At 71.3% G+C, this 16207-nt stretch carries 16 protein-coding genes; 9 read left to right on the plus strand and 7 right to left on the minus strand.

From position 1 onward, the window contains the following. The gene (locus ABLE68_RS08570) at positions 1-1404 is read left to right on the plus strand and encodes a glycosyltransferase family 87 protein (RefSeq protein ID WP_348870893.1); all 1404 of its coding nucleotides are present in this window, start codon (positions 1-3) and stop codon (positions 1402-1404) included. Here ABLE68_RS08570 and ABLE68_RS08575 read toward each other — a convergent pair. Together ABLE68_RS08575 and ABLE68_RS08580 are read right to left on the minus strand one after the other, a co-directional pair. Continuing rightward, entirely contained in the window at positions 1344-2399 is a 1056-nt protein-coding gene (locus ABLE68_RS08575; RefSeq protein ID WP_348870894.1) for an alanine racemase, read from the minus strand. The genes ABLE68_RS08570 and ABLE68_RS08575 overlap by 61 nt on opposite strands. Continuing rightward, positions 2396-3514, minus strand: coding sequence for a lipid II:glycine glycyltransferase FemX (locus tag ABLE68_RS08580; RefSeq protein WP_348873251.1), 1119 nt, complete (start codon positions 3512-3514; stop codon positions 2396-2398). Before ABLE68_RS08580 ends, ABLE68_RS08575 begins: the two co-directional genes overlap by 4 nt. Positions 3515-3664: 150 nt before the next feature. Between ABLE68_RS08580 and ABLE68_RS08585 the strand changes: the two genes are divergently transcribed. The 5 genes from ABLE68_RS08585 (at position 3665) to ABLE68_RS08605 (ending at position 9180) form a co-directional block, all read left to right on the plus strand. Next, entirely contained in the window at positions 3665-4282 is a 618-nt protein-coding gene (locus ABLE68_RS08585) for an RNA polymerase sigma factor (protein WP_348870895.1), read from the plus strand. Next, on the plus strand, positions 4282-4743 hold the full coding sequence (locus tag ABLE68_RS08590) for a hypothetical protein (RefSeq protein WP_348870896.1): 462 nt from the start codon (positions 4282-4284) through the stop codon (positions 4741-4743). The genes ABLE68_RS08585 and ABLE68_RS08590 overlap by 1 nt, the downstream gene beginning before the upstream one ends. Positions 4744-4947: 204 nt before the next feature. Further along, positions 4948-6363, plus strand: coding sequence for a S8/S53 family peptidase (locus tag ABLE68_RS08595; protein WP_348870897.1), 1416 nt, complete (start codon positions 4948-4950; stop codon positions 6361-6363). A 7-nt stretch (positions 6364-6370) separates the two neighbouring features. Next, entirely contained in the window at positions 6371-8806 is a 2436-nt protein-coding gene (locus tag ABLE68_RS08600; RefSeq protein ID WP_348870898.1) for a CHAT domain-containing protein, read from the plus strand. A gap of 59 nt (positions 8807-8865) precedes the next feature. Beyond that, on the plus strand, positions 8866-9180 hold the full coding sequence (locus ABLE68_RS08605; RefSeq protein WP_348870899.1) for a hypothetical protein: 315 nt from the start codon (positions 8866-8868) through the stop codon (positions 9178-9180). On the opposite strand, the gene ABLE68_RS08610 is transcribed toward ABLE68_RS08605, so the two are convergent. From ABLE68_RS08610 to ABLE68_RS08630, 5 genes are all read right to left on the minus strand, one after another. Further along, a complete protein-coding gene (locus ABLE68_RS08610; protein ID WP_348870900.1) occupies positions 9161-10369 on the minus strand; it encodes a bifunctional glycosyltransferase family 2/GtrA family protein in 1209 nt (402 codons plus the stop codon). The two genes, ABLE68_RS08605 and ABLE68_RS08610, sit on opposite strands and share 20 nt — an antisense overlap. Beyond that, positions 10366-12369, minus strand: a complete 2004-nt coding sequence (locus ABLE68_RS08615) for an ArnT family glycosyltransferase (protein WP_348870901.1) — start codon at positions 12367-12369, stop codon at positions 10366-10368. Before ABLE68_RS08615 ends, ABLE68_RS08610 begins: the two co-directional genes overlap by 4 nt. A gap of 64 nt (positions 12370-12433) precedes the next feature. Further along, on the minus strand, positions 12434-12886 hold the full coding sequence (locus tag ABLE68_RS08620) for a hypothetical protein (protein ID WP_348870902.1): 453 nt from the start codon (positions 12884-12886) through the stop codon (positions 12434-12436). Positions 12887-12907: 21 nt separating this feature from the next. Further along, positions 12908-13696, minus strand: coding sequence for a deoxyribonuclease IV (locus ABLE68_RS08625; protein ID WP_348870903.1), 789 nt, complete (start codon positions 13694-13696; stop codon positions 12908-12910). Between the two features lie 29 nt (positions 13697-13725). Further along, the gene (locus ABLE68_RS08630) at positions 13726-14634 is read right to left on the minus strand and encodes a serine/threonine-protein kinase (protein ID WP_348870904.1); all 909 of its coding nucleotides are present in this window, start codon (positions 14632-14634) and stop codon (positions 13726-13728) included. Positions 14635-14802: 168 nt separating this feature from the next. Here ABLE68_RS08630 and rpsF point away from each other — a divergent pair, with 168 nt between their 5' ends. The 3 genes from rpsF (at position 14803) to rpsR (ending at position 16197) form a co-directional block, all read left to right on the plus strand. Next, the gene (gene rpsF, locus ABLE68_RS08635) at positions 14803-15093 is read left to right on the plus strand and encodes a 30S ribosomal protein S6 (protein WP_348870905.1); all 291 of its coding nucleotides are present in this window, start codon (positions 14803-14805) and stop codon (positions 15091-15093) included. 112 nt (positions 15094-15205) lie between these two features. Beyond that, a complete protein-coding gene (locus ABLE68_RS08640; RefSeq protein WP_348870906.1) occupies positions 15206-15763 on the plus strand; it encodes a single-stranded DNA-binding protein in 558 nt (185 codons plus the stop codon). A gap of 197 nt (positions 15764-15960) precedes the next feature. Beyond that, entirely contained in the window at positions 15961-16197 is a 237-nt protein-coding gene (gene rpsR, locus ABLE68_RS08645) for a 30S ribosomal protein S18 (protein WP_011758085.1), read from the plus strand. Positions 16198-16207: the final 10 nt, after the last annotated feature.

A 16207-nucleotide genomic window follows, 5' to 3' on the forward strand; every position in this document is an offset into this window, starting at 1 on the left:
GTGGCCGCGCTCAGTGAGAGCGTCGGCGGTCCGGTCGGCACCCGCGCCGGTCGCCACCCGTGGTGGACCCCGGTGCGCGTCATCCTCGCGATGACCGCCGTGGTCATGGCGCTCGGCATGCTGCAGAAGACCGGCTGCTACGAGCAGACCTGGCAGAACGGTCAGTCCCGCTACAGCCAGATGTGCTACTCCGACCTGCCCTACCTCTACACCGGGCGTGGTTTCTCCGAGCTCAACTGGCCCTACAGCGACGACCAGCAGGTGCGCGACCGCTTCGAGGTCATGGAGTACCCCGTCGGCATCTCCTACTGGGCGTACGGCGCGGCTTGGGTGACCCACTGGCTCAACGGCTCTCCCGACCTCGGACCCCGCTACGGCAACCCGGTGTCCACGACCGCCGGCTGGCCGCAGGTGCAGCGCGAGATGCGGATCTTCGTGATCGTCAACGCGCTCGGGTTCGCGGTCCTCGCCCTGCTCGCGGCGTGGCTGCTGGCCGGCGTCAATCCACGGCGTCCGTGGGACGCGCTCGGCTTCGCGCTGTCCCCGCTGCTCCTGCTGACCGGGTTGGTCAACTGGGACCTGGTCGCCGTCGTCTTCGTCGCCGGGGCCCTGTGGGCGTGGGCCCGCGGGCGGCCGGTGCTCACCGGCATCATGATCGGTCTCGGCGCCGCCACCAAGCTCTATCCTCTGTTCCTGCTGGGCGGGGTGCTCATCATCTGCGTCCGGCAGCGCCGCTACCGCGAGCTCGGTCTCGCTGCCCTCGGCGCCGCCGGTGCGTGGCTGCTGGCCAACCTCCCGGCGTACCTCTCCGGCCCCTCGGAGTGGAAGGTCTTCTGGTCGTTCAACGCCGACCGTGGTGCCGACCTCGGCTCCGCCTGGCTGGTGGTGCAGCAGGCGCTCGACCGGCCCGGCAGCCCGTTCGCCTTCGAGCCGCACACGATCAACCTCGGGTCGTGGATCTTCTTCGGCGTGTGGTGCGTCGCGGTGCTGCTGCTCGGCCTGGGCTCACCGTCGACGCCGCGGCTCGCGCAGCTCGGCTTCCTGATCGTCGCCGGCTTCCTGCTGGTCAACAAGGTCTACTCGCCGCAGTACGTCCTGTGGCTGCTGCCGCTCGCCGTCCTGGCCCGGCCGCGCTGGCGCGACCTGGTGATCTGGCAGGCCGGCGAGCTCGCCTACTTCATGGCGGTGTGGTGGTACCTCGGCGGCTACCTGGCGCCGGCGTCCGGCGGGGACGCCGGGTTCTACTGGGTCGCGGTGGTGCTGCGGATCGCGGCCGAGCTCTACCTGGTCGCGATGGTGGTGCGTGACCTGTGGTGGCCGCGCAACGACGTGGTCAGGTCCAGTCAGCTGACGACGATGCGGTCGAACGCGGTCGCGGTGAACCGCACCCTCACGTCGACCTGATCCCCGATCGCCGGCACGTGCGCGCCGTGCGGCAGGAACAGCATCGACGCCTGCATGTGCGGCGGCTCGGCGAAGAGCCGCTGCTTGCCGTCGATCGAGAACGGCGAGCGCACGAACCCCGCGGCGTCCAGGCCGCCGCGGGCCAGGGTCGCTGCCCGTGCCTTCAGCCCGGCGTCGCCGGTGGGTGCCTCGAGGCCGATGCCGTGGGCGGTGCCGCCGCTGACGACGAGGATGTGGCCCGACTTGGGTGCGGTGCGGTGGCGGTAGCCGAACGCGTCGCCGCGCTCGACCTCGTGCACGTCGAGCACCGTCGCGGTGACCCGGAGCGCTCCGCGGTCGCCGAGCCACAGGTCGGTGCCGGTGCGGGGCCGGAACGCGAAGTCGGGGTACGCCGCGCGCAGGCTGGCCAGCTCGGCGGCACTGAGGTGGCTGACCCAGACGGTGCCGAGGGTGATCTCGGCGGCGATGACGTCGTTCATCAGGCGGTGCACCTCGGTGAGGTGCGCTCCGTGGGCGAGCGGCAGGTGCAGGGCGACCCCGGCCACGCGCGCCTTCGGGAAGTCGGCGACGGCGCGGGCGGCGGCCCAGAGCTCGCGGGCGGTCATCCCGTGACGCAGCATGCTGGTCGCGCGCTCGAGCACGAACCGCGCATCGGGCTGGCGCGACAGCAGGTCGGCCACGTCCTCGGTGCGGCTGACCGTGTGGATCACCCGGTCGGCGAGGTCCGGGTCGACCTCGAGTGCCGCGCCGAAGGGGCGCCAGGGGGTGAGGACGAGCAGCCGGCCGTCGTACCGCGTGGCGACCTCGGGCAGCTCGTCGTACGTGCCGACCGCGAGGGTGTCGACGCCCAGCCACTGCGCCTTGCGCGCGAGCCGACCGAGCGTGAAGCCGTAGCCGTTGCCCTTGGCGACCGGGACCAGGCCCGGCTCGGACTCGGCGGTTGCGCGGAGGTGGCTGCGCCAGCGGTCGCCGTCGACCGTGAGAGTGAGGCTCATCTGCGGCTCATGTAGAGGTCGAAGGCCCTGTAGAGGGCCTTGTTGAGGGGGAGGTCCCACTCCCCGACGTACTCGACGGCCTCGCCACCGGTGCCGACCTTGAACTGGATCAGGCCGAGGTGGGGGTCGTCGGACTCGAGGGTGTCGGTGATGCCGCGCAGGTCGTAGACGTCGGCGCCGGCGGCGAGCGCGTCGCGGATCATCTGCCACTGCACGGCGTTGGAGCCGCGGACCTCGCGCTTCTCGGTGGAGGAGGCGCCGTAGGAGTACCACGCGTGGGCGCCGACCCGGATCGCGATCGTGGCGGCGACGAGCGTGCCCTCGTGGCGCGCGGTGTAGAGCCGGATCCGGTCGGGCTCCTCGGCGCCGAGCGCGGTGACCATGGTGTGGAAGTAGCCGAGCGGGCGCGGGGTGAAGTGGTCGCGCTCCGCGGTGTGGACGTAGAGGTCGTGGAAGGCCTTGAGATCGGCCTCGATGTCGGCGCCGGTCGTCGAGACCACCTCGACGCCCTCCTTGGCGGCCTTCTTGATGTTGCGGCGCCAGAGCTGGTTCATCCCGGCGAGCACGTCCTCCTCGGAGCGACCGGCGAGCGGGATCTGGAAGACGTACTGCGGCTGACCGGCCGCGAACCCGCCCTCGACGGCCTGCGCGCGCCAGCCGAGCTCGATCAGCTGGGAGGTGACCCGGGCGCCGGTGTGGGTGCGCTCGGTCGGGGGCAGGTCGCCGAGCCGTCGTACGGCGTCGTCGGCGATGCCCTCCTTGACGGCGGCGGCGTCCCAGCGGCGGGTGACGACCGGCGGGCCCATCCGCACACCGAAGGCGCCGTTGGCCTTGAGGTGCGCGGTCATCGGGGTCAGCCAGGACGCGAGGTCCTCGTCGTCCCAGTCGATGACCGGGCCCTCGGGCAGGTAGGCGAGGTAGCGCTTGACCCGCGGGAGCTGGCGGTAGAGCACCAGGCCGACGCCGACCAGGGTCTCCCCGGCGTACCAACCGAGGCTCTCGCGTCGCCACTCGGACTTCACCTCGCCCCAGGCGGGCGTCTGCAGGAAGCTCGCCGAACGCCGGCCGCGGATGAACTCCAGGTGGTCGTTCTCCGTGATCCCTCGAACGCTCAGCACCCTCCGAGGCTACCCAACCACCCGTCTCTCACCCGGTCCGGGCGAGGGAACAGGCGGGAAGTGCAGTCGAGGATGTATCAGGACACGGCCCCGGGCCTCCTCGGAGTCGTGATCTTGATCGAGAGACAGCGGGGAACGGGACGTCCCATGACCAGGATCGGCGGACGAGAGCCGGGCGACGAGCAGCCGGACGGTTCGGCGCGCCCCGGGGCGGTCTGGGAGCAGGCGACCGACGGGTTCGACCGGTGGACCGCGGGCGATCCGTCGGGCCTCGACGACCTGGTGGCCGTGATGACGCCGGTGCTCTGGCACGTCGTCCGGGCCTACCGGCTCTCCGAGTCGGCGGCCGAGGACGTCATCCAGACGACCTGGCTCGCCCTGGTGCGACGCCGTACGACGATCCTCGACTCGGTCGCGATCGGCGGGTGGCTCACGACGACCGCCCGGCGCGAGGCCTGGCGGGTCGCGAACGCCGGTGCGGCCGCGACGCCGGTCGAGGACGAGGACCTGATGCCGCTCCTTCCGCGGCAGCGTTCCGCCGAGGAGACTGTCGTGCAGCACGACGAGGGAGATCGGTTGTGGGTCGCTGTCGACACACTGCCCGAGCGCTGTCGGCGGCTGCTGCGGATCGTGGCCTTCGAGAACCGGCCCGACTACCGCGAGCTCGCGGTCGACCTGGGCATGCCGGTCGGCAGCATCGGACCGACGAGAGGCCGGTGCCTCGCCAAGCTGAGAGTGGCCCTGATCGAGGCGGGAGGTGTGTGATGAGCGAGCTGAGCCGAGACGCGCTGCTCTCGATCGTGCGTGACGTGTGGGACCGGCACGACCCGGTCCCCGCGGGTCTGGTCACCTCGATGCAGGCGGCCGCCGCGATCGCCGCCTCCGACCTCGACGTCGAGCTGATGGAGCTGGTCGAGCGCTCGACCGAGCTGGCCGGGGCGCGCGGCACCACGGCGTACACGCTCCGCTTCGTGCACGGTGACACCGACCTCCTGCTCCGGATCGCTGTCGACGGCGACCGCTCGCGCGTCGACGGCTGGATCGTCCCCGCCGAGCCGATGACGATCCGGGCGCTGCCCGGCGACTCGCCGTCCGCGCACGACGCCGTCACCACCGAGTCCGGCCGCTTCGAGCTCACCGACCTCCCCGTCGGTCTGCTCCGGCTCCGCCTCGAGCCGCACGACACCTCGCGGCCCGCCTTCGCCACCCCCACCTTCGAGATCTGAGGTTCCGTGGACACCCCTGAGCAGCCAGAGCGCCCTGCCCGCCGGCCCCGCAAGCCGCTCGATCGCGACCCGAGGCCGCCGCGGCCATCAGCGGTCGCCGGAGTCGAAGGTCGACTTCTCGACCCGGCGACAGCCATCACGGTCAACGGTGTGACACCGAGACCGACCGTGTACGTCGGACCACGGCTGCTGGTCTCGAAGTCCGTGAGCTTCGACGATGCGCTCGGGGTGCTCCGCGCCGTCGCCGAGCCCTTGGGGTGGAGCGTGGAGCCCGAGGACGAGGACCCCCGAACAGCACGCCTCAAGTTCGGCGTCCGCGGTGTCCGGCTCGCGGTGGCGTCGAACCGCGCCACGATCGCTCCCGACGGCTGGACTCTCCTGCAGCAGACTCGCGCCCAGTTCGGCGTGGAGGCTGTCGTGGGTGTCGGCCTCGATCACGTCGTCTTCACGGCTCCTTTCGACGTGAGCCACCCGTTTGACGTGAGCCACCCGTTCGATGTGAGCCACCCGTTCGACGTCAGTCACCCCTTTGACGTGAGCCACCCGTTCGATGTGAGCCATCCCGCGGGGGGCAACTCAGGGCCAATCAGCACCTATGCGGTGCCCGGCAGCGGAGGTCGTCAGCCGATCGCCTATGTGGGGCCGGCGCCCCGTCGGTGCGCCGACGATCGTGTCGACGGTCGACGCCCGGTAGTGGCAGTGCTCGACACCGGATGCGGCGCCCACCCGTGGCTCGACCCGGTCGTCGAGCGGGGCGTAGCACTCGATGGTGTCCCGATCGGCTACACGGACCCGGTCGATGATCCGGAGCTGCACGGCGACCTGGTCGGCCAGCTGGACGGCATGATCGATCCACTCTCCGGTCATGGGACCTTCATCGCCGGGCTGGTCCACCAGGCCTGCCCGGACGCCGACATCCTGTCCTGGCGCGTCGTCCCGTCCGCAGGTCCACTCGTGGAGTCCGACTGGATCGCTGCGCTCGCCCAGATCGCCGAATTGGCGCGCCGCTTCCGGGCTGGGGAACCCGACGGTCGGCCGATCGACGTGCTCACCCTGTCGATGGGTTACTACCACGAGACGCCCGAGGACCTGCTCTTCGATCCGACCCTGTACGCGATCCTGGAGGAACTGTCCCGAAACGGCACGGTCGTCGTGTGCTCGGCTGGCAACGACGCCACGAGCCGGCCGTCGTTCCCGGCCGCATTTGCGCCATGGACGGATGGGGAAGGCCCGATCGCAGTAGACGGCACCTGCCTCCCCGTGGTCTCGGTCGGTGCTCTGAATCCGAACGGCGAGACGGATGCGCTGTTCAGCAACGCGGGGCCGTGGGTCCGAGCATTCGCGCCAGGTGCTGCGGTGATGAGTACGTTCCCCGCGTTCCAGGGCGGGCTCCAGCCGGTCGCCCGCAGCGTCGCCTTCGGACGAAATCGGGAGTCCATCGACCCCGACGACTTCCGAAGCGGATTCGGAGTATGGAGTGGCACCTCGTTCGCGGCACCGCTCTTCGCCGGTTGTGTAGCCGCTGCGTTGCAAGACCGGTTCGCTGATGGAGACGACCGCGACTCGGCCGTCACGCGTGGCTGGCAGGTGGTGGAGTCGCTGACCGGGATGACGCCATGATGGCCGGGTGCTGACCGCCGAGGAGCTGCATCGACGGGGCGTCGCCGCGATCAACGACGGTCGCGTGCGTCGCGCTCGCGGCTTCCTCGAGCAAGCCGGGCGACGTACCCATGACGACACGCTCCTGGCTCGAATCGAGGCCAGCCTCGCCTACGCCGTCGCGGACCTCGGTGAGCCGACTGAGGCCGCCCGCTTGTGCGAATCTGCTCTTCGCCGCTCTGGCGTTGATCGGCACACACGAGGTGTCGTTGAGGGCCAACGCGCGCTGCTCTTCCTCAGGGGGGGCGAGCTGACGGCGGCACTGTCGTCCTTCGCCGCTGCCGTCGACGAGCTGACGGGCCATCCGGACGAGCTGGGAAAGGTGCACATCAACCGGGGCAACGTCTATCTGCAGGTAGCGAATATCTCGGCCGCCACTACTGATTTCGCCGTCGCTGCGCGCGAGTTCCGACTCGCGGGCGACGACCTCAATGCAGCCAAAGCAGAGCACAACCTCGGGTACGCGCAACTCTTGTCCGGCGATCTGGTGGCGGCGATGGACACCATGTCCCGTGCATTCCCCCTGATCGCTCCGATCAGCGTCGTTCTGGAGGCGATCTGCCAGCAGGACCGTGCTGAGGTACTACTAGCCGCTGGGCTGCTGGACGAAGGCGCCAGCCTGCTGGCCGGGGCCGCCCGTGCTTACGGCGCACGCGGACTCCGCCAACGACAGGCCGAGGCCGAGCTCGCCCTCGCGCGGCGGACTCAGCTCGTGGATCCGATCGGCGCTCTGGCAGTGGCACGCCGTGCTTCTGCCCGGTTCCGACGCCTGGGAGCTGACTCTTGGCGAGCCCGCGCCGACCTGGTGGTGTGCGCTGTGAGTGTGGAGCTCCGCCGTCCGATCGGTGCGCTCGACGGTCTCGCCGATGATCTTGAACGGCATGGCCTGCACTGGTCCGCTCGCACGGCACTGATGTTGGAGGCTCGCCAGCAGGTACAGCGCGGTGAACTCGAGCACGCGGCGCGGTTGATCCGCAGAGCCGCCGACGCGACGAGAGGTTCGCTCGACATACGCCTCCTCCATCGCGAAGTTCGATCCGAGTTGTCAGCTGCCGTCGGGCGGAGGGCGAACGCCCTGCAGCACCTGCGTGCAGGGTTGGCTGATCTGCACGCCTGGCAGAGCTCGTTCGGGTCGCTCGACCTGCAGACCGGGGTGGCCGGGCATGGCACCCGCCTCGGCGTACGCGGCCTGGCGCTTGCCGTGGAGTCGCGAAAGCCGGACGTGCTGTTCGAGTGGTCCGAGCGGGCGCGGATGCTGGCGAGTCGTGTGCAGCCCGTCCGGGCGCCCGAGGACGAGGAGCTGGTCGCCGACCTGGCCGAGCTGCGCGAGATGGCGGCCGAGGGTGGTCGACGTGATCCCGAGCGTGAGGCCGAGCTCCGGCAGCGGGTGCGCGAGCGCGCGTGGCAGCACCGGGGGTCGGGCGAGGTCGCCGACCCGGTGACGCTGGTCGAGCTGCAGGCCGCGCTCGACGACGAGACCGCCCTGGTGGCGTACGTCGTGACCGCCGAGTCGATCGTCGCGCTGGTGGTGACCGCGACCGACACGACCTGGGTGGACCTCGGTGGCCGGTCTGCCCTGGACGCCCAGCTAGGAGGTCTGCTTCCCGACCTCGACGTCGCAGCGTCCGACCTGCCGGACGCGATGGGTGGGTTCGTGCGCGAGGAGCTCGCCGCGCGGCTGACCGAGATCGGAGATGTGCTCGTGACGCCGGTGCTCGACGCGGTCGGCGAGAGGCGTGTGGTGCTGACGCCGTCCGGGGTCCTGGCCGGTGTCCCGTGGACCCTGCTCCCTGGCTTCACCGGTCGGCCCGTCACGGTCGCGCAGTCGGCGACCTCCTGGCTGGCGCGGCGTGCGACGCCGCTTCGATCCACCACGGCGGGCTTCGTCGCCGGACCTCGGGTCGCGCGCGCCGAGGACGAGGTGACGGCTGCCGCCAAGGAATGGCCGGGAGCGACGGTCCTGGTCGGCGGTGCGGCGACTGCAGCGGCGGTGTCCGAGCTGGCCGAGTCGGTCGACGTGCTGCACGTGGCGGCGCACGGCCGGCACTCGTCGGAGAACCCGATGTTCTCCGGCATCCAGCTCGCCGACGGCCCGTGGTTCGGCTACGACATCGACCGGCTCCGCCACGTCCCCGACATCGTGCTGCTCTCGGCCTGCGAGGTCGGCCGATCCAACGTGCGCTGGGGCGAGGAGCTGATCGGCATGGCGACCGCGTGGCTCCACGCCGGCGCCCGCTGCGTGATTGCGTCGGCGGCTGCGGTCAACGACGCGGCGGCGTACGACGTCCTGGTCGCCGTCCACCAGCAGCTGGCCGCCGGGGTGGATCCCGCGGCCGCGCTGGCCGCGGCGGTTCCGGCCGTCTCTGCCGACACCGCCCCGGTGCCACTGGTCTGCTTCGGCTGAGGCGTATCAGGCGGACGCGGTCGCGCTCCTAGGGGTCAACACGTCCCGAGGAGCTCGCCATGTCGCTCGTCCAGCACACTCCCAAGCACGCCGCACTGCACGTCCTCCAGGACCCTCAGCCCGGTCAGGTGCTGACAGTCCCGGCGGGGACGCGCCTCGCGGTGAAGTTCCGCCGCCGTGGTCTCGGCCTCAGCCGTTGGCAGGTCGTCGACCGTCCGGGTCACCTGCTGCCGCTGGAGGAGGGCGACCACGGCTTCCTGTTCCTGGTCTTCGACAGCGAGGACACCGGCGAGCAGCCGCTCCGTCTCGTACGCCGGCGCATCGACCGCCCGGGGTCGGGTGAGGTCCGCGACCTCACCGTGCTCGTCGGCTGACGAAGACCCACGTCCGCATCGCGACGAAGCGCATCACCGTCACCGCGAGGTTGGCGACGGTGAGGACGACCACCTCCGCACCGTGGTGCGTCGAGCCGGCAGCGTGCAGCGCCCACAGCGACCCGCTCGTCACCGCCAGGCCGACCGCGAAGACCAGCAGCCCCCGTGCCTGGTGCTTCCAGGCCCCTTCTCGTCCGCGCACCCCGAAGGTCAACCGCCGGTTCGCTGCGGTGTTGCCGATCGTGGTCAGCAGCAGCGCGAGCAGGTTGGCCGAGAACGCCGACATCGGGCCGCGCAGCAGCAGGAAGACCAGCGCGTAGGCGATCGTCGACGCGACGCCGACCAGCCCGAACATCACCACCTGCATCCCGAGCCGGCCACCACCCGCGTCCGCTGCGACCCGGCCGAGACGTTCACCGACGTCCGCGACCGGGATCCGGCCCGACACCAGCCCGTGACCGAGACGGGCGATGCCGCGGACGTCGTCCATCGCCGTACGCACGATGTCGACGCGGCTGTCCGGGTCGTCGACCCAGTCCACCGGGACCTCGTGGATCCGCAGGCCCGCGCGCTCGGCGAGCACCAGCAGCTCGGTGTCGAAGAACCACGCGTTGTCCTCGACCAGCGGCAGCACCTCGCGTGCCACGTCGGCGCGGATCGCCTTGAACCCGCACTGCGCGTCCGAGAAGCGCGCCCGCAGCGCACCCTTGAGCAACAGGTTGTAGCCGCGCGAGATCAGCTCCCGCTTCGGCCCGCGCGAGACCCGGGAACCGTGGCGCAGCCGGGTGCCGATGGCGAGGTCCGAGTGCCCGCTGATCAACGGCGCCACCAGCGGCAGCAGGGCGTTGAGGTCGGTGGAGAGGTCGACGTCCATGTAGACGAGCACGTCGGCCTCGGACCCGCTCCACACCTTCTTGAGCGCGCGGCCACGCCCCTTCTCGGCGAGGTGGACGACGCGTACGTCGTCGTAGGTGTGGTCGAGCCGGCGGGCGATCACCGCCGTGCCGTCCGTGCTCGCGTTGTCGGCGATCGTGACCCGGAACGACCAGGGCAGCGTGGCCAGGTGCTCACGCACCCGGACCACGGTCGCGGCCAGGTCGCGCTCCTCGTTGTAGACCGGGATGACCACCTCGAGGGTGAGCGTCGAGGTCAGGACCCCCGGCGCCTCCCACGGCTGCGCGGCGGTCACGAGGACGCCCCGCTGCTGAGGTCGTAGACCGTCACACCGTCGACCGTGGTCGCGGTGAAGTTGTCGGCGACCCAGCTGGCGATCTCGCTGCTGCTGTTGCTGCCGCCCATCGACTGGCCCAGGCCGCTGCCACCGATGAAGTAGTGGATCTCGCCGTCCGCGACGTACTGCTCGAACTCCGCCAGCGTCGGGCTCGGGTCGGAGCCGTTGAAGCCGCCGATCGCCATCACCGGCTCCTCGGACGCGAGCTGGTAGCCGGCCGCCGTGTTGGAGCCGACCGCCGCGGCGGCCCAGGTGTAGGAGTCGGCGTCCGCCTGGAGCAGCGCGGTGATCTCCGCGCCCGGCGAGCTGCTCTCGAGCAGGCCGCCTGCGCCGCCGCCGCCCGCCATCGGGCCGCCCTGCTGCAGCTGCGGCGGGGCCTGCCCGGTCTGCGCGCCGCCGGGGGGACCGCCCATGCCGCCGCCAGGTCCACCGCCACCGGGCCCGAGCCCGGTGCCGCCGCTGACCGTCGGGCCGGCCGACGGGATCGAGCCGGTGTGGGCGGTGCTCGCCGTCTGCACGGCGTACGCCGTGGGGCCGGCCAGCGACGCGACGAGTGCCAGCGCCACGGCCGCGAGGGCGATCCGGCGCGGCAGCCAGGGCAGCCCGACCAGGACCGCCGCCGCGACGGCACCGGCGACCAGGACCACCCAGCGCAGCCACGGCAGGAAGTCGGAGCTGCGGTCGAGCAGGACGAACGCGGTGACCGAGGTCAGGACGACGGCCGTGGCCGCGACGGCCCCCGCGACCGGGTCGTGCCGCTCGCGCCAGACCAGGTGGGCGCCGATGCCGACCAGCGCGGCGACGGCGGGCGCCAGGGCGACCGTGTAATAGGCGTGGAAGATGCCGGCCATGAAGCTGAAGGTCAGTCCGGTGACCAGCAGCCACATCCCCCACACGATCAGGGCCGCGCGGATCCGGCCGGTGCGTGCCTCGCGGCGGGTGAACCAGAACCCGGCGACCAGCAGGAGCAGCGCGGCCGGCACCAGCCAGGCGATCTGGCCGCCGATCTCACCGCCGAAGAGCCGGGTGATGCCGGTGCTGCCCCACATGCTGCCGGTGCCGCCCGTGCCGCCGCCGACCGAGCCGGTCTCGTCACCGGTCAGGCGACCGAAGCCGTTGTAGCCGAGGGTGAGCTCGAGGATCGAGTTGTCCTGCGAGCCGCCGATGTAGGGGCGGCTGGCCGCCGGCCAGAGCGAGACGATCGCGACCCACCAACCCGCGGCGGCGATCATCGACCCGAAGGCGACGAGCAGGTGCCCGAGCCGCTTCCAGATGCCGGTCGGCGCGACGATCAGGTAGACGAGCGCGAGCGCTGGCAGCACCAGGAATGCCTGGAGCATCTTGGTCAGGAACGCCAGCCCGACGAGCGCCCCCGCCAGGGCGAGCCACCGAACCGGGTGTCGCACCGCCCCAAGGTCGGACGGGGCCTCGGTCGCGCGGAGGGTCGCGTAGACCGACGCGATGAGCAGCAGGACCAACATCGCGTCCGGGTTGTCGAAGCGGAACATCAGCACCGCGACCGGCGTCACCGCGAGGGCGAGCCCGCTGAGCAGGCCGGCCACTGCCGACCCCGTCGTACGGCGGACGGTGGCGACCAGCAGCCACACGGCCAGCACGCCCTCGATCGCCTGGGGCACCAGGATCGACCACGACGACAGCCCGAACACCCGGACCGACAGGCCCATCGGCCACAGCGCCAAGGGGGTCTTGTCGACGGTGATCGAGCTGGCCGCGTCCGACGATCCGAAGAAGAAGGCCTTCCACGACTCCGAGCCGGCCTGGGCCGCCGCGGCGTAGAAGCTGTTGCCCCAGCCGGACTCGCTGAGCCCCCAGAGGTAGAGGAAGCCGGTGGCGACCAGCAGCGCGGCGAGGGCGGGGCGGTACCAGTCGCGCCGGTGCTCGGGCGGCGGCTCGGGCGCGGACGTCGTACGTGCGGGATCCAGGACGGTGGCTGTCATGCCCCCACGGTGGAGGCCGCGGTTGGCCGGATCCCGTGGGTCGTCTGTGGGCTCCCTGTGAGGGTCAGACCCAGATGCGGCGGGTGCCGTCGCTGGTGACGAGCTCGTCGGCGAGGGTCGGGCGTCCCGACTCGTCGCGCTCGTACGCCGCGAAGGCCTCGACGACCCAGGCGGCCGAGTCGCGGTGCTCGAGCTCGATCCGGATCGCGTCACCCTGCGCCTCGTCGCCCTTGCTCACGAGCACGTCGGTCACGATGGCGAGGGCGTGCACGTCGTCGTCCTGGTCGGCCAGGCCCGCTACCAGGGCGTCGTACGCGTCCTGCGAACGCACCTCGGCCGAAGCGTCCGTCGTGCTGACCTCGAGCTGCTCCAGCTGTCCGTCGCGGTAGCGGATCGCGAACGGGATGAAGGTGTCGAACCGGGCCAGGTAGTCGGCAGCGACCCGGACGCCCTCGTTGAGGACGGCGTCCATCTCGGTCCGGATGGTCTGGGTCGGGGTCCCCGTGATCGGCTCCATGCCGACCACCCTAGGCGGCTCCTAGAGGCGTTCGCGAAGCCAGCCCGCGTCGGCCACGTGCTCGTCGGCCCCGCCCGGGGTCTCGAGCACCACGGGCGCGCCCGCCTCGCGGACCACGGCGGCGAGCAGGTCGGGGTCGACCTTGCCGGCGCCGAGGTTGGCGTGCCGGTCGGCCCCGGAGTCGAACTCGTCGCGGCTGTCGTTGCAGTGCACGAGGTCGATCCGGCCGGTGATCTTGAGGACGTCGTCGACCACGGACTCGAGCGCGTTGCCGCCCGCGTGGGCGTGGCAGGTGTCGAGGCAGAAGCCGACCCGGTCGGCCTGCTCGGTGCCGGAGATCGCGTCCCAGACCCCCGCGATCCGCTCGAGGTAGCGGGTCATCGCGTTGGTCCCGCCGGCGGTGTTCTCGATGAGCAGCGGGATCTTGATGTCGGTGGCCTCGATGGCCTTGCGCCAGTTGTCGAACCCCTTGGTGGGGTCGTCCTCGTCCTGCACGTGGCCGCCGTGCACGATCAGGCCGAGGGCGCCGATCGATGCGGCGGCGTCCATGTGCTGCTGGAGAAGCTTGCGGCTCGGGATCCGCTGACGGTTGTTCGTGGTCGCGACGTTGATGAGGTAGGGCGCGTGGACGTACAGCCCGATGCCCGCCGCTTCAGCGTCCGCCTTGAGCGCCTCGGCGCCGCCGTCGTACGCGAAGACCGGTCCCTTGTAGCTCTGCGGATCGCCGAGGAAGAACTGCACGTGCGGCACGCTGCGCGCCTGCGCCTCCGCGATGGGGTCGGTCTGGTCGACGTGGGCACCGATGTCCATGGACCCACCCTAGGAGGCAGCGCCGACGCTCAGGTGAGCAGCAGCCAGCAGGCCGTCACGCACAGTGCGATGACCGTGAGCGACGCGGCGATGACGACGTCCGGCCAGCGCGGCGTGGACCCGCGAGGCAGGTCGCCGATCCGGTCCGGCACGACCGGCCACGCCGGGTCGAGGGGCACGTCGATCCGGCGCAACCGCTCGAGCGCCGCCGCGGCCGTCGGCGGGCGTAGGTCCGCGTCGGCGCTGGTGAGCGCCTCGACGAGCGGTCGCAGCGGACCGTCCGGCACGACCGGCGCCCGACCCGTCCGCGGCGAGGTCCCGGTCAGCAGCTGGGCGGTGACCACGCCGGCGGCGTACAGGTCCTGGCGGGGCTCGGGCGCGGCACCCGCCGCCTGCTCGGGCGCCATGTAGCCGTCGGTGCCGACCGCGCCGGGCACGCGGGTCAGCCGCACGTCCTCGACCGGCACGGCCACGCCGAAGTCGCCGAGCCGCAGGAACGGCGGCCCGGAGCCGGTCGGCTCGAGCAGCAGGTTGCCCGGCTTCACGTCGCGGTGCACGACGCCGGCCGCGTGGACCGCGGCGAGGGCCTGCAACAGCTGGTCGAGGAGCCGGGCGACGTACGACGGGGGCAGGGTGGCGTGCTCGCGGAGCAGGTCCTCGACGGAGCCACCGCGCACGAGGTCCATCCCGAAGACCACGCGGTGGTCCTCGGCCGCCCAGCCGGTGGGGGCGACCACGTGCGGATGGCGGATCCGGACGGACTGCTCACGGACGAACCGGAGCAGCATCGTGCCGTCGTGGACGCCGAGCACCTTGGCGGCGACCAGCTCGCCGGTCCGTGCGTCGCGAGCCCGCCAGACCGCGCCCATGCCGCCGGAGCCGACCTGGTCGATGAGGACGTAGCGGCCGGCGATCGGAGGCGTCGTACGGGCGGGCATCGCCCGGTTCCTACCCCCGGCGTACGGCATTTATGGCCGGCGCTCGGGCGCTGTTAGCCTTGGGCGTTCTCTGCGTCGACCATCCGGGTCGCGTGGGGACGACTACGCATTGCCCTCCTGCCACGGAAAGTCCGTGGCCGCCTAGCCCACAGGAGGTGGACGAACGATATGCGTGCTTACGAAGTGATGGTCATTCTTGACCCGAGCATCGAGGAGCGGACCGTCGAAGGTTCGCTCGACAAGTACCTCAACGTGATCCGCAAGGACGGCGGCTCTGTCGAGTCCGTCGAGGTGTGGGGACGTCGTCGGCTGGCCTACGAGGTCAAGAAGAACGCCGAAGGCATCTACGCCGTCATCACGCTGAACGCCGAGCCCGCGACGGTCAAGGAGTTCGACCGTCAGCTCACCCTCAACGAGTCGATCCTCCGCACGAAGGTCATGCGCCCCGACGCTCACTGAGCATCGGGACCCACGTCCTGTGGACGACCACTTCCCAGCGTCGGTGCCAACGGCAACGATGGGCGGACGTGGTCGGACGACTCTGATCAGAACCAACGCTTAGGGAGCTTTCATGGCAGGCGAGACCGTCATCACGGTGGTCGGCAACCTCGTCGACGACCCGGAGCTGCGCTTCACCCCCTCGGGTGCGGCCGTGGCGAACTTCCGGATCGCGTCGACGCCGCGGACCTTCGACCGTCAGACCAACGAGTGGAAGGACGGCGACGCGCTGTTCCTCTCCTGCTCGGTGTGGCGTCAGGCTGCGGAGAACGTCGCCGAGTCCCTGCAGCGCGGCATGCGTGTCGTCGTGCAGGGTCGCCTGAAGCAGCGCTCCTACGAGACCCGCGAGGGCGAGAAGCGCACGGTCGTCGAGCTCGAGGTCGACGAGGTCGGCCCCTCGCTCGCGTTCGCCACGGCCAAGGTCACCCGCGCCTCGCGCTCGGGTGGCGGCGGCGGTTACTCCGGAGGGGGCCAGGGCGGACAGTCCCGGCCGCCGGCCGGCGGTGCCTCCGGTGGCAACGACCCGTGGGCCACTCCTGCTCCCCAGCAGGGTGGCGGCGGTGCGTCGGCTCCGGCCGGCAACGACCCGTGGGGCGCCCCGGGCGTGGGCTCCGACGAGCCTCCGTTTTAACGCCCTGACGCCGCGCTCGCGCGGCGTCAGATCCAGGCGGGAAGGTCGAGTAGCCCCACGGCTGAGCGAAGCGAAGCCGTGACGGGCGTATCGAGACCCAGCCAGGTTCTGATCCCAGCAAGACCCATCATCCGAATCCTCAACCATTCCGGCTGAACCCACTCGTGGGGCCGGGCTTCTAGAAAGGAAGCACCACAATGGCCAAGGCAGTGATTCGCAAGCCCAAGAAGAAGGTTTGCCAGTTCTGCAAGGAGAAGGCGACCGGTGTCGACTACAAGGACACCGCGCTCCTCCGCAAGTTCATCTCCGACCGCGGCAAGATCCGCGCGCGTCGGGTCACCGGCAACTGCGTCCAGCACCAGCGGGACGTCGCGATCGCGGTCAAGAACGCCCGCGAGGTCGCGCTGCTGCCCTACACGTCCACCGGTCGCTGAAGGGAGCTGA

Source organism: Nocardioides pollutisoli, from assembly GCF_040045055.1.
In the GTDB taxonomy this organism is placed as follows: Bacteria; Actinomycetota; Actinomycetes; order Propionibacteriales; family Nocardioidaceae; genus Nocardioides; species Nocardioides tweenelious.

Excerpts from the sequence above, each read along its gene's own strand:
- ABLE68_RS08615 (WP_348870901.1), bottom strand. The coding sequence starts at position 12,369 with ATGACAGCCACCGTCCTGGATCCCGCACGTACGACGTCCGCGCCCGAG.
- ABLE68_RS08640 (WP_348870906.1), top strand. The coding sequence starts at position 15,206 with ATGGCAGGCGAGACCGTCATCACGGTGGTCGGCAACCTCGTCGACGAC.
- ABLE68_RS08585 (WP_348870895.1), top strand. The coding sequence starts at position 3,665 with ATGACCAGGATCGGCGGACGAGAGCCGGGCGACGAGCAGCCGGACGGT.
- rpsF (WP_348870905.1), top strand. The coding sequence starts at position 14,803 with ATGCGTGCTTACGAAGTGATGGTCATTCTTGACCCGAGCATCGAGGAG.
- ABLE68_RS08575 (WP_348870894.1), bottom strand. The coding sequence starts at position 2,399 with ATGAGCCTCACTCTCACGGTCGACGGCGACCGCTGGCGCAGCCACCTC.
- ABLE68_RS08605 (WP_348870899.1), top strand. The coding sequence starts at position 8,866 with ATGTCGCTCGTCCAGCACACTCCCAAGCACGCCGCACTGCACGTCCTC.
- ABLE68_RS08620 (WP_348870902.1), bottom strand. The coding sequence starts at position 12,886 with ATGGAGCCGATCACGGGGACCCCGACCCAGACCATCCGGACCGAGATG.
- ABLE68_RS08590 (WP_348870896.1), top strand. The coding sequence starts at position 4,282 with ATGAGCGAGCTGAGCCGAGACGCGCTGCTCTCGATCGTGCGTGACGTG.
- ABLE68_RS08630 (WP_348870904.1), bottom strand. The coding sequence starts at position 14,634 with ATGCCCGCCCGTACGACGCCTCCGATCGCCGGCCGCTACGTCCTCATC.
- rpsR (WP_011758085.1), top strand. The coding sequence starts at position 15,961 with ATGGCCAAGGCAGTGATTCGCAAGCCCAAGAAGAAGGTTTGCCAGTTC.
- ABLE68_RS08625 (WP_348870903.1), bottom strand. The coding sequence starts at position 13,696 with ATGGACATCGGTGCCCACGTCGACCAGACCGACCCCATCGCGGAGGCG.